The sequence below is a fragment of the Trueperaceae bacterium genome, assembly GCA_036381035.1.
Lineage (GTDB): Bacteria > Deinococcota > Deinococci > Deinococcales > Trueperaceae > DASRWD01.
In genome coordinates this window covers 16311-30198 of record DASVDQ010000055.1, presented here as the reverse complement: position 1 = coordinate 30198, position 13888 = coordinate 16311, and the positions used below count along the sequence as shown (strand labels likewise).

Here is a 13888-nt window from a genome sequence, read left to right as displayed (position 1 = left end):
GTCGCCCCGTCACGACAGCGAACCGCACCGGCGCCAGCCGGGCCTGCCACGGAGGAGAGACATGCCGCGCGTCTGCGCAGTCACGGGCAAGAAGACGAGGTCGCAACAGACGAGCACCCGCAAGGGCTCGGCGAAGCGGAAGGGGGGCGTCGGCCTCAAGCAGGTCGGCGTTCACAAGCACGCCGTGAAGCCGAACCTGCAGAAGCGCACGATCTGGGTGAACGGCAAGCCGCAGCGCGTCTGGCTGAGCGCGAAGGCGATCCGCCAGCTCGACCCGAGCGTCTTCGTCAACCCCAACAAGCCGCCTCAGCGCTGAGCCGCAGCTGGGAACCTCGGGGTCCGCCGGGCATCACCCGGCGGACCTTCACGTGAGATAGCATCACCGTAGTGAGAACCAGTTCTCAAAGTTGGCGTGGCTCGTCAGCCAGTGACCGTGGCGGCGCGGCACCCGAGAGGGGCAGCGGCGCGTCCGCCGCACGGGCGGGCGCTCACGGACCGGAAGCACGGGCGCCCGCGCCGCCCGTCGTGCACTTCCACGGCGTCACGGTGCGCTTCAGCGAGGCGACGGTGCTGGAGGACGTCACCTTCGACCTCCCTCCCGGCCGGTTCCTCGCCATCGTCGGCCCCAACGGCGGCGGCAAGTCGACCCTCATCAAGGTGGCGCTGGGACTGGTGACGCCGCGCGCCGGCCACGCCGCGCTCTTCGGCGACAGGGCCGGGGCCCATCCCGAGCGGATCGGCTACGTGCCCCAGCTCAAGACCTTCGACCGCACGTTCCCGGCCACGGCCCTCGAGCTCGTCACGACGGGCCTGCGCGGCTCGTGGCCGGCGCGCGTGGGCCGCCGGGAGCGCGAGCGCGGGCTGGAGGCTCTCGACAGGGTCGGCGCCGCGTCCCTCGCCGACAGGCAGCTCGCCAGGCTCTCCGGCGGCGAGCTCCAGCGCGCGTTCCTCGCCCGCGCGCTGGTGCGGCGGCCCGAGCTGGTCCTGCTCGACGAGCCGGCCACCGGCGTCGACTTCCTCGTCGAGCACGACCTGCACGACCTACTCGAGGGCTACAGGCGCGAGGCCGCCGCCGCGGGCCGGCCGGCCACGGTGGTGATGATCACGCACGACATGGCGTCGGCCCGGTTCCACGCGGACACCGTTCTCGTGCTGAACCGCCGCCTCATGGCCTACGGTCCGCCGGACGAGGTGCTGGAGAGCGACAGGCTCAGGCTGGCCTTCGGGCACCGGCGGCACGAGCACCCGGTGGCGCCGTGACGTTCGTCGAGGCCCTCGCGCTGCCCTTCCTGCAGCGGGCGCTGGCAGCGGGCGTGCTCATCGCCGTCGGCACCGGCCTCCTCGGCGTCTTCGTCGTCCAGCGGCGGCTCTCCTTCCTCGGCGACGGCCTGGCGCACACGGCGTTCGGCGGCATGGGCATCGGCGCGTTCGCGATCGTTGCCACGGGCCTCGTCGGATCCGGGCTGGCGCTGCTGCGCGACCCCATCTGGATCGCCGTGCCGTTCAGCCTGCTCGCCGCCTACGGCATCTACGCCCTGCGGCGCCGCACCGACCTCTCCAGCGACACGGCCATCGGCATCGCGTTCGCGGTGAGCGTGGCGCTCGGGGTCATGTTCTTCTCGCTGATCCCGCCCGACGCCAACCTCGGCGTGTCGCTCATGGACCTGCTGTTCGGCTCGATCCTCGGCGTGCGCGGGGACGACCTCGCGGTCATCGCGCTCGTGACGGCCCTCGCCGTGGCCGTGATCGGCCGTCACTGGGGGCGCCTGGCGTACGCCACGTTCGACGACGAGCTGGCCCGCGCCGACGGCGTCGACACCGCCCGCCTCGAGCTGGTCCTCTACCTGCTCGCGGCCGTCGTGATCGCGGTCAGCGCCGTGGTCGTCGGGGTGATCCTCATGGCCGCCTACCTGGTGATCCCCGCGGCGACGGCGCGCCTCCTCGCCCGCACCCTGGCCCAGATGACGCTGCTCTCGGTCGTGCTCGGCGTGCTCGCCACCGTGGCGGGGCTCGCCGCCTCGTTCCTCCTCGACGTGCCGAGCGGCTCGACGATCGTCCTCGTGCAGGCGCTCACCTTCGCAGCCGCGGCCACAGCTCGTCGACGCGCCTCAGAACCTCTGCGGTCGTCCTGAGCTTCTCCGGCCACGGGCGGTCGAACCCCTCCGCGCGCAGCTTCGGCGTCCCGTCCATCACGAAGCGGGCTCCGGAGCCGAAGGTGTCGTCGATGACCTGGACGTCCCTCTCCGGGTCGATGTTGTTCAGCAGCGTCCACATCACCTGCGCGAAGTCGCGCGGGTCGCACGAGTCGTCGACGACGGCGACGAGCCGCACGCCGCGCGCCGCCGGTTGGCGCGCCGCCCACTCGCCCAGGTGCCGCCCCTGGCCGGCCCTCGTCTTGCGCGTGGTGATGAACCAGAACCCGCCCGCCACCTGGTGCTGGTCGACGACCTCGGCGTGGTTCGGCAGCTGCTCGCGCGGGCGCTCGGGGTTGGGCTCGTAGGGCTGGTCGCCGCCCTCCTCAGCGTGCTTGATCGTCCCGTCGATGACGAGCTTGCTGCCGTAGCCGCAGGCGCGGCTGGCGTGGTCGAGGACGTCCATGGGCCCCTTGGCGAGCTGGGAGTCCCGCCCCGGCACCGCGCGCCTCAGCACCCCGCGCCAGAAGCCGACGAGGTCCTTGGGGTCGAGCTCCGGGTCGTCGGAGACGAGCACGACCTTCGCGAACATCATCTGCCCCAGGCCGAGGAGGCCGTTCGCGACCTTGTACGCCTGGCCTGGGTAGCGCTTCTCGATCGACACGTGCACGAGGTTGTGCGCGATGCCCGCCGGCGGCATGTGGTAGTCGCGTATCTCCGGCAGGATCAGCTGCGCCGGCACCAGGAAGATGCGCTCGCTGGCCAGGACGAGGAACGCGTCCTCCATCGGCGGCGGGCCGACGACCGTCGCGGGGTAGACGGGGTCGTCGCGCATCGTGACGGCCGTGACGTGGAACGCGGGGTAGAGGTCGGGCAGAGTGTAGAAGCCGGTGTGGTCGCCGAAGGGCCCCTCGGTGACGAGGTCCTCGGCGGGGTCCACGTAGCCCTCGATGACGATCTCGGCGTGCGCCGGCACGTCGAGGTCCACTGTCACGCCCCTCACGACCTCCACGCCGCGTCCGCGGATGAAGCCGGTGAGCGCCAGCTCGTCGAGCCCCGGCACGGGCGGGATCGGGGCCGTGGCGGCGTAGGTGAGCGCCGGGTCGCCGCCCAGGGCGACCGCGACCTCGAGCCGCCTGCCCGCGCGCTTGGCGCTCTCGAAGTGCCTGGCGCCGGTCTTGTGGCGCTGCCAGTGCATGGCCGTGGTGCGCGGGTCCAGCACCTGCATGCGGTACATGCCCACGTTCACGTCGCCGTGCACGGGGTCGCGCGTGATCACTAGCGGCAGGGTGACGAACGGGCCGGCGTCCTGCGGCCAGGTCGTGAGGACGGGCAGCCTCGTGATGTCGACGTCCTCGCCGGTGAAGACGCGGCTCTGCACCGGCGCGCTGCGCACGCGACGCGGCGGCAGCGCGCGCAGCTCGCGCAGCTTGGGCAGGTTCGACATCATGCCCACGAGCCCGCCGCCGAGGCGCACGTCGAGGAGGTCGCGCAGGCGCTCGGTGACCTGGTCGAGGTCCTCGACGCCCAGCGCCCACGCCATGCGTCGCGCCGTGCCGAACAGGTTCATCGCCACGGGGATGTCGTGCCCCACGACGTTCTCGAACAGCAGCGCCGGACCGCCCTCCTTCACGGCGCGGTCGGCGATCGCCGCGGCCTCGAGGTGCGGAGAGACGGGCTCCGTCACCCTGACGAGCTCGCCCCGCTCCTCGAGGAGGCGCAGGAAGGAGCGCAGGTCCGGCGTGCTCACGCGCCGACCGTCACGCCTCCACGGCGAGGGGAGCGGGCAGCACCCCCGCGAGCTGGCTCCGCAGCCTGTCGAGGCCGGCGCCGGTGACGGCCGAGACGCTCACGGCCCCGTAGCGCTCCTCGAGGTCCTTCAGCACGCCCGGGTCGGCGGCGTCGGCCTTGTTGATGACGACCAGCCGCGGCGGCTCGAGCTCGAGCTCGTCGAGGATGCGCTGCACGGCGTCGACGCGGTCGGGTGCCCCGGGCGTCGCGCCGTCGACGACGTGGAGCAGCAGGTCGGCGTGGTGCAGCTCCTCGAGCGTGGCCCTGAAGGCGTCGACGAGCTCGTCGGGGAGGTCGCGGATGAACCCGACCGTGTCGGTGAACACGGCCGTGCCGCCCCAGGGGCCGAGCTCGGGCAGCCAGCCCTCGCGCGTCGTGGGCCTCAGCGTGGCGAACAGCTTGTCCTGCGAGAGCACCGCGGACTTCGTGAGGGCGTTGAACAGCGTCGACTTGCCGGCGTTCGTGTAGCCGACGAGCGCCACGACCGGCGTTGTCGAGGCCGTGCGGGACTTGCGCGTCTCGGCGCGGCGGCGGCTGATGTCCGCGACGGCCCTCTCCAGGGTGGCGATGCGGTCCCTGATGCGCCGCCTGTCGACCTCGAGCTTCGTCTCGCCGGGGCCCCTGGTGCCGATGCCGCCGCCGAGGCGGCTCATCGCCTCGCCGCGTCCGCCCAGGCGCGGGAGCTGGTACTTGAGCTGCGCCAGCTCCACCTGCACCTGCGCCTCGCGCCCGCTGGCGTTCTGGGCGAAGATGTCGAGGATCACCTGGGTGCGGTCGAGGACCTTCAGCTTCGTGAGGCGCTCGACCTCGCGGGCCTGCGCGGGCGTGAGCTCGCGGTCGAACACGAGCAGGTCGGCGTCCTCGTGGAACGCCAGCGACACCGCCTCCTGCAGCTTGCCCTCGCCTACGACGGTGCGGTGGTCGGGCTTGGCGCGGCGCTGCACGGTGCTCGCCGCCACGGTGGCGCCGGCGCTGCGCACCAGCTCGGCCAGCTCCGCCATCCGCGCGGCCGTCTCGGCGTCGTCGGGCCCGAGGCCGACGAGCACGGCGCGCTCGGCGCTGCTGCGGGCGACCTCGCGCGCGCCCGCCTGACGGGCGAGCTCCTCCTCGAGGGCCCGGAGCCGACCGAGCACGTCGGCGTTCTCGAGCTGCCAGACGGGGACCGGCTCGTCGACGATCCAGTCCTCGGTCTCGCTGCCCGACGGCGCCACGGTGGCGAGCTGCGCCTGGCCGACGGAAGCGCCGCCTCGCTGCGCCGGGTCGACGTCGATGGCGATGAGCGCGTCGAGGCGGTTGAGGAACAGCGTGGTGAGGTCGTTGGGCGACAGGCCACCCGGCTTGAGGTGCGTGTGGGCCAGTCGCAGTCCCGCGAGGCGCGACTCCGCCTCGCCGACGAAGGGCGGCAGCGGCGTGTCGGCGGCGTCCCCCACCGCCACCGTGACGACGCGCCCGCGCCTGTCGATGAGCACGCTCACGCCGCGGCCGAGCTCGAGGGTGAGGTCGGCCATGGCCCGCGCCAGGTCGGCGGTCACCGCCGCCTCCGGCGGCACGCGCCTGCGGTAGAGGTTGGAAAGCCGCTTCAGTTGGTGGTTCTTCAGCCCCTGCGTCTTGCCGTGAACCTTCTCGATGAGGTCTCGCTCCTCTCGGAGGGCGCGCGCGGGGCCCGGGGGCGCCGGCGCCTCGTCCGCCTCCCGTCTCGGCGCGGCGGCGAGGGGCGCGCGTCCTGGCGCGATTCTAGCCGCTGCCCGGCCCGTGTTAGCCTCCGCGCGATGCGCCCCCTGCTCGCGTTCCTGGCGCTCTGTTCCGCGGCCGCGTCGCTGGCGCAGCGTCCGCTGGCGGGGGCGGTGAGGGGCGGTGTCACCTACGTGTCGGCGGCGCCCTTGGCCGTGGCGCTGGGCGACGTCGTGACCTCCGACGGCGAGACGCTGACCTGGCGCGGGGCGGAGGGCGTGGCGACGTTCTTCGCCGGCTCGGCCGACGCCCTGCTGCAGCGACCCGGCGACGGCGGGCCGGTCGAGTGGGCGCTGGCCGCGCCGGTCCTGCTCGAGGACGGCTCCGAGGGCGAGGGGGCGGCCGAGGCGGCGTCCGCGGGCGAGGCGCCCGGCGGCGCGTCCGGCTGGCTCCTGCCTCTCGACGCCGTGCAGCTCCTGGGCGTGGCGGCCGAGGAGGGGCCCGGCGGCGTGACGCTTCTCGGCCCGGGCGGCGAGGAGCTGGTCGTGACCGTGCCGGCGCCGCCGCCGGACGCTAGCGCCGCGGCCGACGCGTCCTGGGAGCCGGTGTCCCTGGGCGCCGCCGCCGGCGTGCGCTTCTTCTCCGGGGACCAGAGCCTGCTGCTGCTCGACCTCGACCTGCTGCCGCTCGCCTACCCCGAGGCGATGGCCGTCGTCGACGAGGCCATCGCGCGCGCCGGCAGCGACCACGCGCTGCTCCTCATCGCCACCAGCCTCGCGCCGGGGGCGCTCGACACCGCGCTCGCCTTCGCCCAGGAGGGCCGTGAGCTGGTCGTGAGGGCGCCCTACCGCGTCCACGTCTTCCGCGGCGACCCCGCCGCCCTGGCGCCCGGCCACGAGGTCGTGGGCGTCGTGCTGCTGCCCGCCACCTTCTCGCTCTACCGGCCGCTGACGGTGTCTTGGGCCGGCGTCGAGGCGACCGTCACCCTGCGCCGCTGAGGGCTACCATCCCGGGAGGGGCCGCGTTCGGCGGCCCGTAGGAGGTCGTCTTGAGAGCTGTGATTGCCGCCGCGGCGCGCACCCCCATCGGCGCCTTCCAGGGCGGTCTCGCCAGCCTGAAGGCCGGGGAGCTCGGCGCCGCCGCGATCAAGGGCGCGCTGGAGCGCGCCGGCGTCGGCCCGGGCGACGTCGACGCCGTGTTCATGGGCAACGTGCTGCAGGCCGGTCAGGGCCAGGCGCCGGCGCGGCAGGCGGCGATCTTCGCCGGCATCGACGTGAAGACGCCCAGCGTGACGATCAACAAGATGTGCGGCAGCGGCATGGAGGCGATCGTGCAGGCCGTCAGGGCCGTGCGCCTCGGCGACGCCGAGGTCGTCGTCGCCGGCGGGATGGAGTCGATGACGAACGCGCCCTACCTGCTGCCCGGCGCCCGCGGCGGCCTGCGCCTCGGCGACGCCAAGGTCGTGGACTCGCTGATCCACGACGGCCTGTGGGACGTCTACAACGACAAGCACATGGGCTCGTGCGCGGAGACGTGCGCCAGCCGCTACTCGTTCTCGCGCGAGGCGCAGGACGACTTCGCCGAGCGCTCCTACAGGCGCGCCCAGGCCGCCAGCGAGGACGGCACGTTCGCCCGCGAGATCGTGCCCGTGGAGGTGAAGGGGCGCAAGGGCGAGGTGACGGTCGTCGCGAAGGACGAGGGCCCCTACGTCGTGGACTTCGAGAAGATGCGCAAGCTGCGCCCCGCCTTCGAGCAGGGCGGCACCGTCACGGCGGCCAACGCCAGCACGATCAACGACGGCGCCGCGGCGCTGGTCATCGCCTCGGAGGAAGCCGCGGAGCGGCGCGGCCTGCCGGTGCTGGCGACGATCGAGGGCTACGCCGGCCACGGCGAGCAGCCCGAGTGGTTCACGATCGCGCCGGTGGGGGCCACGCGCTGCCTGCTCGAGCGCGTCGGCTGGCGGGCCGACGCGGTGGACGTGTACGAGGTCAACGAGGCCTTCGCCGTCGTGCCCATGGCGCTGATGCGGGAGCTGGGCCTCGAGCCCGACCGCGTGAACGTGTTCGGCGGCGCCGTGGCGCTCGGCCACCCGATAGGCGCCTCGGGCGCGCGCATCGTCGTCACTCTGCTCTCGGCGATGGCCGCGCGCGGCGCGTCGCGGGGCGTGGCGAGCATCTGCATCGGCGGCGGGGAGGCGCTGGCCCTCGCGCTCAGCGCGGCCTGAGGGATGACCCGACGCGGGCCTGCCGGGAGCGCGGCTCGGCACACGGCATCGAGCCCTCTCCGCGCCGCCTACAGTCAGTAGCTCGTTCCCGACCTACTGCCCAGGGCGGGTGACCGTGCCTGTACGGCCGCCGCTTCCGCTCCGCTCGCCGGTCCTGCCTGCGAAGCCAGTAGACCGGTTCCGGGCTAGTGACTGATTGCAGCTAGTAGCTCGGTAGCGGGCTAGTGGCCTTAAGGGCAGTAGACCGCTACGGGGATACTGACTGTAGGCGGTCGGAGGGGACCTCTGGTCCAGGCCTCCGGTCCTCCGGGCCGGCGAGCCGCCCGGGCGCCCCTCAGTAGTCCTCGGTGCCGCGCTGCTTCTCGGGGAGGCGGCCCATCTGGATCGCCTCGGCGACCATGGGCGGCAGGCCCCAGGCCACGATGTCGAAGGCCACCGCGGCGAAGTCGTACTCGACCTTGTCCATCTCGACGGTGACGTTCTCCTCGTCGATCGTCAGCAGGGCGTAGTCGGCGCCCGGCTCGCCGTTCAAGGACAGCCCGACGGACCCGGGGTTCACGACCCAGCCGACGTCCTGGATGTGCCGGTAGAACGGCACGTGCGTCGAGCCGGCGGCGAGCACCTTGCACTTGTTGACCTCGAGCAGGCGCGTGAGGGTGAAGGGGTCGCGGTCGAGGTTCACGCGCTCGTTCGGGTCGTCGAACGAGCCGTGGAAGAACCGCAGCCAGCCGATGGGCGTCGCGATGCGGCGCTGCACCGGCAGGGAGCGCAGGTACGTGAGGTGGCGCTCCTCGATGACCCCCTTCGTCCACTCGATCGTCTCGTCGGCCACGCCGTGGCGCACGGCCTTGCGCCGCGCGAACGGGAAGGCCAGGCGCTCGTCTGCCGCCCCCAGCGTGCAGACGACGCCCTCGCTGCGGATCAGGTCGATGGTCTCGTTCGGCGAGGGGCCGTAGCCCACCAGGTCGCCGAGGCACAGGACCCTCTCCGCACCCTTGAGCTTGAGCTGTTCGATGACCGCCTCGAGCGCCAGCACGTTGGCGTGCACGTCGCTGATGAGGCCGACTTTCACGAGGTGAGTCTAGCAGTCCCTTCCTCGAGGAACGCCGTCAGCAAGGCGACCTCCGCCTCCAGGTCGGACTTCGCGACCATCTCGGTGACGGTGTGCACGTACCGCGACGGGGTGCTGAGGGTGATTGCCGGCACGCCGATGCGGCTCCGCTGGATGGCCCCGGCGTCGGTGCCGCCCAAGGGCAGCACCTCGAGCTGGTGCTCGATGCCTCGCTTCTCCGCCAGCGCGAGGAACTCGTCGACCAGCCAGCGGGTCGAGATCGACGCGGAGTCCATGACCTTGATGCCCACGCCCTTGCCCATCTCGGTGACGCGCAGGTGGTCGTTGGTGCCGGGGGTGTCGACGGCCAGCGTCGTGTCGAGCGCTATGCCCACGTGCGGCTCGACCCTGAACGCGCTCGTGAGCGCGCCCCGCAGGCCGACCTCCTCCTGGGTCGTGAAGACGGCGTGGACCTCGAAGGCGGGCTCCTTCAGGCGCTTGAGGGCCTGCACGGCCACCCAGCAGCCGACGCGGTCGTCGAGGGCCTTGCCGGTGACGACCTTGCCGAGGTCGTGGAACTCCTGGCGCAGCGTCACCATGTCGCCGACCCTGACCTTCGCCTTAACGTCGTCGACGCTCAGGCCCAGGTCGATGAAGAAGTCGGCGAGCTGCGGGACCTTCGAGCGCTCCTCCTGGGTGCTGATGTGGATGGGCTTGCCGGCGGGGTTCATGACGCCGACGAGCTGCTCGCCGGTGATCGAGGCGTGCACCGTGACCTGGCGCGCGAAGAGGTTGCGCGGGTCGAACCCGCCCACCTGGTGGACGCGCAGGAAGCCCTTGTCGTCGATGAACTTCACGAAGAAGCCGATCTCGTCCATGTGCGCGGCGACCATCGCCCGCGGCGCGCCGTCCGTGGGCGCGCGCTTCACGGCGTGCAGGTTGCCCATGGCGTCGGTCTCGAGCGTGTCGACGACGCCCCGCAGCTCGGCCTCGATGATCTCGCGGACCTGGTCCTCGCGGCCGGCCACGCCGGTCGCCTCCGACAGCCTCTTCAAGAGTTCCATGCGCGGAAGTCTACTCTGCGAGCCAATCCGCGATGGCGGAGGCGAGATCGGCAGGGCACTCCTCCTGGACGGCGTGGCCGCAGCCCGGCACGACGACGAGCTCCGCGTCCGGGAGGTCGTCGGCCAGCCGCTCCGACTGCTCCACCGGCACGACGCCGTCCTCCTCGCCGGCGACGACGAGCGCCGGCGCCCGGACCGCGCCGAGGCGTCCCTCGAGGCTCTCCGGCGGCTCCGCCTGCGACAGGCGCCACAGAGCGACGTCCCAGCCCTCCACCGTGAACGGCTCGAGGAAGGCGTCGATGCGCTCCTGCGTGATGCGCGTGGGGTCGTACCAGCCGGCGCGGAGGATGCGCAGGCCCGGCTCGGCGGCGAGCTGGCGCAGGAACACCGGCCCCAGCCGCCGGAGCTGCGGCGTGCCCATGAAGAGCCGCGTGACGAACGACCGTCGCTGTACGACGTAGGGCGAGGCGCCGACGGTCACGAGGCCCCCGACGAGCTCGGGGCTCGCCAGCGCCGTGTCGAGCGCGACGCGCGCGCCGTAGCCGTGACCGACGAGCACGGGCCGGTCGAGGCCCAGGGCCTCTATCAGGCCGGCCACGAGCCGCGGCTGCGAGGACGGAGCGTAGGGGTCGAGGCCGAGGTCCAGTTCGTCGGGGTCGGGCCGCTCGGTCAGCCCGAGGCCGGGGAGGTCGACGGCGACGACGTCCCCCCGCGCGGCGAGCAGCGGGGCGAGGTCGTCGAACGTGCGCGTGCTGTAGGGGAAGCCGTGGAGCAGGAGGAACGCCGGTCCGTCGCCCTCACCCTCCCAGCGGCGCACGTGCAGGTCGACGCCCGCCACGTTCACGTACGCGGCGTCCGGACCCGCGACCTCCGCCAGCGGACGCACGCCGGGCGGCGGCGCTATGGGCAGGACCAGCGGCAGCACGATGACGGCGGCGATGAGGACCGCCAGGATGATGAGCGAGACCTTGATGCGGAACGGCATGAAGCCGCTCAGCGACCCTTGAACTCGGGGCTGCGCTTCTCGAGGAAAGCGCTCGTGCCCTCGCGCATGTCCTCGCTGGTGGCCACCATCCCGAACAGGTCGGCCTCGATCTCGAGGCCCTGCGACAGCGTCACGTCGAGGCCGCGGGACACGGCCTCCTTGGCGAGGCCTATCGCGAGCGGACCGTTGCGCGCGGCGAGCTTCGCCAGCTCGACGGCGGCCGCCAGCGCGTCGTCGGCGACGCGGTTCACGAGGCCGAGCTGCAGCGCCTCCTCGGCGGTCACGTGGCGGCCCGTGAGGATGAGGTCGAGGGCGCGTCCCACGCCGATGAGCCGCGGCAGGCGCTGGGTGCCGCCGTAGCCGGGGATGATGCCCAGGCCGACCTCGGGCAGGCCGAGCCTGGCCTGCGGGGCGGCCACGCGCAGGTCGGCCGCCAGGGCCAGCTCGAGCCCGCCGCCGAGGGCGAAGCCGTTGATGGCCGCGACGGTGGGGAAGGGCAGCGCCGCCAGCGTGTTGCAGACGTCCTGGCCGAGCAGCGAGAACTCCCGCGCCGCGAACGCGTCCTCGAGCTGGCTCACGCCGTTGATGTCGGCGCCGGCGACGAACGCGCGCCCGGCGCCGGTGACGACGAGCCCCTTGACCTCGACGTTCGCCTCGGCCGCGGCGAACGCCAGCGAGAGCTCGACGAGCACGTCCTCGTTCAGCGCGTTCAACGCCTCCTGGCGGTCCACCGTCACGACGGCGACGGGCCCGTCGAGCTCGTAGCGGACGTGCCTCAGCTCGGGCAGGTCGTCCACGAGCTCCTCTCCCGTCGCCTCCTGGTCCTCCGGCCTGTCGCTCATGACCCGCCTCCGTAGTCGTAGAAGCCCTTGCCCGTCTTGCGGCCGAGCAGCCCCGCCCTGACCATCTGCCTGAGCAGCGGCGCGGGGCGGAACTTGGGGTCGCCGAACTCCTCGAAGAGCGCCTGGCTGGCCGCAAGCTCGACGTCGAGCCCGATGAGGTCGGCGAGCGCCAGCGGACCGATGGGCATGTTGGCGCCGAGCTTCATGGCCTCGTCGATCTCCTCGGCGCTGGCCACGCCCTCGGAGAGCGCGTGCACGGCGTCGTTGACGTAGGGCACGAGCAGCCGGTTCACGATGAAGCCGGGCCTGTCGGCGCAGACGATGGGCTTCTTGCCGAGGCCCACGACGAACCCGCGGGCGCGCTCGATCACGTCCTCGGGCGTGCGCAGGGCGCGCACGACCTCCACGAGCTGCATCACGGCCACGGGGTTGAAGAAGTGCAGGCCGCAGAAGCTCTCGGGTCGCCCGCTGAAGGCGGCGAGCTGCGTCACCGACAGGCTCGAGGTGTTCGTGGCGAGGAGGGCGCCCGGCGGCGCGAGCCTGCCGACCTCGCTCCAGACGCGCTCCTTCACCGGCAGCGACTCGAACACGGCCTCGATGACGACGTCGGCCTCGGCGGCGGCGCTCAGGTCCAGGCTCGTCGCGACGCGGCCCACGGCGTCGTCGGCGTCCTGCCGGCCGACGGTGCCCTTGCGGACCATCCGCTCGAGGCTGGTCTTCATCGCCGCCACGCCGCGGTCTACGGCCGCCGCCTCCTGGTCGACGAGCGTCACCGCGTGCCCCGCCAGGGCGCAGGTCTGGCCGATGCCAGAGCCCATGGTGCCGGCGCCGATCACGACTACCTTCATCTTCGGGTCCCTTCCCGGCGGCGCGGTGCGTCCGCGCCGCACGCGCGCGGGTCTTGGCGCGCTCAGGTCCTCTCGAGCTCGACGACGGCCTCGAGGGCGGCCGTGACCATGTCGAGCACCGCCGCCCTTAGCTGCTCGGCGGGCAGCAGGGCGGCGTCGCCGATGTGGTTGCTCACGACCAGCATGCAGCCGGTGCTCACGCCGCGCAGCGCGCCGAGCGTGAACAGCGCGGAGGCCTCCATCTCCACGCCCAGCACGCCGCGACGCGCCATCTCCTGCACGTCGCCCGGCGTCACGGCGTAGAAGGCGTCGTCGGTCTGGATCAGGCCGGTGTGCGTGGGGCGGCCCGTGCGCTCGGCGGCGGCGCGCAGCGCCTGGACGACCGCGAAGTCCGCCGCGGGCGCGTAGGGCACGTCGCCGAGGTACTGGCGGGTCGTCCCGTCGTTGGGCACGCTGGCCGTCGCGACGACGAGGTCGCCGGGGGAGACCTGCGGCGCGATGGCCCCGCAGGTGCCGATGCGCACGAGGCGCCTGGCGCCGAGGCGGATGAGCTCCTCGACCACGATCGCCATGCTAGGGCAGCCCATACCCGTCGACTGCACGCTCACCTCCACGCCGCCGTAGCCGCCCGTGTAGCCGAGCAGGTGGCGGTGCTCGTTGTAGAGGCGGGGCGCGTCGAGCAGGGTCTCGGCTATGAGCGTCGCTCTGTCGGGGTCGCCGGGGAGGAGGACGACGGGCGCCACCGAGCCGGGCTCGGCGCGCACGTGTAGCTGGGTCATCCGGGCAACGATACCAGAGCACCGCTTATGAACCGCTCCACCTCGGTGCCCGAAGGCACCGTGCTAGATTGCCCGCCATGACCGACCTGGAGGACATCCTGGCGCGGGCGTGGTCGCGCGTCGGCGGCTGCCGGCTCGTGGCCGTGGCCGGGATGGATGGCCTCCTCATCGAGCGCCACCCGGGCAAGCCGGACGACCCCACGCTGGCCGGCGCCCCGGAGGCCGAGACCCTCGAGCACGTGGTGGCCGAGGTCACCACCCTGTTCGGCGTCGCCGGCGGCGCCATGAGCCGCGAGCTCGGCTCGCCGGTCACGGAGCTCGTGGCGCTGGGCGAGGCCGGCGGCTACCTGGCCAGGCGCGTCTCTCCCGACCTGTTCTGCCTCTTCGTCACGGGGGCCTCCGCCGACCTCTCGAACGTCAGGTCGGAGGCCGAGGAGCTGGCGCGCGAGCTGAGCGGCGCGTTCGTGTGATGCCAGGGGCGCCTTCTCCCGAACCGAACCG

General features: G+C 73.0%; 14 protein-coding genes. 6 read left to right on the top strand and 8 right to left on the bottom strand.

Features of this window, described 5'->3' with window-relative positions; translation table 11 throughout:
- Nucleotides 1-61: 61 nt before the first annotated feature.
- The 3 genes from VF202_07315 (at nucleotide 62) to VF202_07305 (ending at nucleotide 2132) form a co-directional block, all read left to right on the top strand.
- Nucleotides 62-316, top strand: coding sequence for a L28 family ribosomal protein (locus VF202_07315; GenBank protein HEX7039900.1), 255 nt, complete (start codon nucleotides 62-64; stop codon nucleotides 314-316).
- 209 nt (nucleotides 317-525) lie between these two features.
- Nucleotides 526-1260: a metal ABC transporter ATP-binding protein gene (locus VF202_07310; GenBank protein HEX7039899.1), complete on the top strand. Its 735-nt coding sequence runs from the start codon at nucleotides 526-528 to the stop codon at nucleotides 1258-1260.
- Nucleotides 1257-2132, top strand: coding sequence for a metal ABC transporter permease (locus VF202_07305; protein HEX7039898.1), 876 nt, complete (start codon nucleotides 1257-1259; stop codon nucleotides 2130-2132). The genes VF202_07310 and VF202_07305 overlap by 4 nt, the downstream gene beginning before the upstream one ends.
- Here VF202_07305 and VF202_07300 read toward each other — a convergent pair.
- Nucleotides 2071-3882 carry a menaquinone biosynthesis decarboxylase gene (locus VF202_07300; protein HEX7039897.1) on the bottom strand — a complete coding sequence of 604 codons (1812 nt, stop codon included), beginning with the start codon at nucleotides 3880-3882 and terminating at the stop codon, nucleotides 2071-2073. The two genes, VF202_07305 and VF202_07300, sit on opposite strands and share 62 nt — an antisense overlap.
- 10 nt (nucleotides 3883-3892) lie before the next feature.
- A complete protein-coding gene (hflX, locus tag VF202_07295; GenBank protein ID HEX7039896.1) occupies nucleotides 3893-5455 on the bottom strand; it encodes a GTPase HflX in 1563 nt (520 codons plus the stop codon).
- A 237-nt stretch (nucleotides 5456-5692) separates the two neighbouring features.
- On the opposite strand from hflX, the gene VF202_07290 reads away from it, so the two are divergent.
- Both VF202_07290 and VF202_07285 read left to right on the top strand, forming a co-directional pair.
- Nucleotides 5693-6592 carry a hypothetical protein gene (locus tag VF202_07290; GenBank protein HEX7039895.1) on the top strand — a complete coding sequence of 300 codons (900 nt, stop codon included), beginning with the start codon at nucleotides 5693-5695 and terminating at the stop codon, nucleotides 6590-6592.
- A 59-nt stretch (nucleotides 6593-6651) separates the two neighbouring features.
- Nucleotides 6652-7818, top strand: coding sequence for an acetyl-CoA C-acetyltransferase (locus tag VF202_07285; protein HEX7039894.1), 1167 nt, complete (start codon nucleotides 6652-6654; stop codon nucleotides 7816-7818).
- A gap of 334 nt (nucleotides 7819-8152) precedes the next feature.
- Here the strand turns inward: VF202_07285 and VF202_07280 are convergent, their stop codons facing one another.
- The 6 genes from VF202_07280 to VF202_07255 form a co-directional block, all read right to left on the bottom strand.
- Nucleotides 8153-8890 carry a metallophosphoesterase family protein gene (locus tag VF202_07280; GenBank protein ID HEX7039893.1) on the bottom strand — a complete coding sequence of 246 codons (738 nt, stop codon included), beginning with the start codon at nucleotides 8888-8890 and terminating at the stop codon, nucleotides 8153-8155.
- Nucleotides 8887-9933, bottom strand: coding sequence for a M42 family metallopeptidase (locus VF202_07275; GenBank protein ID HEX7039892.1), 1047 nt, complete (start codon nucleotides 9931-9933; stop codon nucleotides 8887-8889). The genes VF202_07280 and VF202_07275 overlap by 4 nt, the downstream gene beginning before the upstream one ends.
- A 10-nt stretch (nucleotides 9934-9943) precedes the next feature.
- Nucleotides 9944-10918 carry an alpha/beta hydrolase gene (locus VF202_07270; GenBank protein HEX7039891.1) on the bottom strand — a complete coding sequence of 325 codons (975 nt, stop codon included), beginning with the start codon at nucleotides 10916-10918 and terminating at the stop codon, nucleotides 9944-9946.
- Nucleotides 10919-10926: 8 nt separating this feature from the next.
- On the bottom strand, nucleotides 10927-11760 hold the full coding sequence (locus VF202_07265) for an enoyl-CoA hydratase-related protein (protein ID HEX7039890.1): 834 nt from the start codon (nucleotides 11758-11760) through the stop codon (nucleotides 10927-10929).
- Nucleotides 11757-12608 (bottom strand): 3-hydroxyacyl-CoA dehydrogenase NAD-binding domain-containing protein, encoded by an 852-nt coding sequence (locus VF202_07260; GenBank protein HEX7039889.1) that lies wholly within the window; start codon nucleotides 12606-12608, stop codon nucleotides 11757-11759. Before VF202_07260 ends, VF202_07265 begins: the two co-directional genes overlap by 4 nt.
- Before the next feature lie 62 nt (nucleotides 12609-12670).
- Nucleotides 12671-13387, bottom strand: a complete 717-nt coding sequence (locus VF202_07255) for a purine-nucleoside phosphorylase (GenBank protein ID HEX7039888.1) — start codon at nucleotides 13385-13387, stop codon at nucleotides 12671-12673.
- A 77-nt stretch (nucleotides 13388-13464) separates the two neighbouring features.
- Here VF202_07255 and VF202_07250 point away from each other — a divergent pair, with 77 nt between their 5' ends.
- Complete coding sequence (locus tag VF202_07250) at nucleotides 13465-13857, top strand: hypothetical protein (GenBank protein HEX7039887.1); 393 nt, start codon at nucleotides 13465-13467, stop codon at nucleotides 13855-13857.
- The last annotated feature ends 31 nt before the right edge of the window (nucleotides 13858-13888 follow it).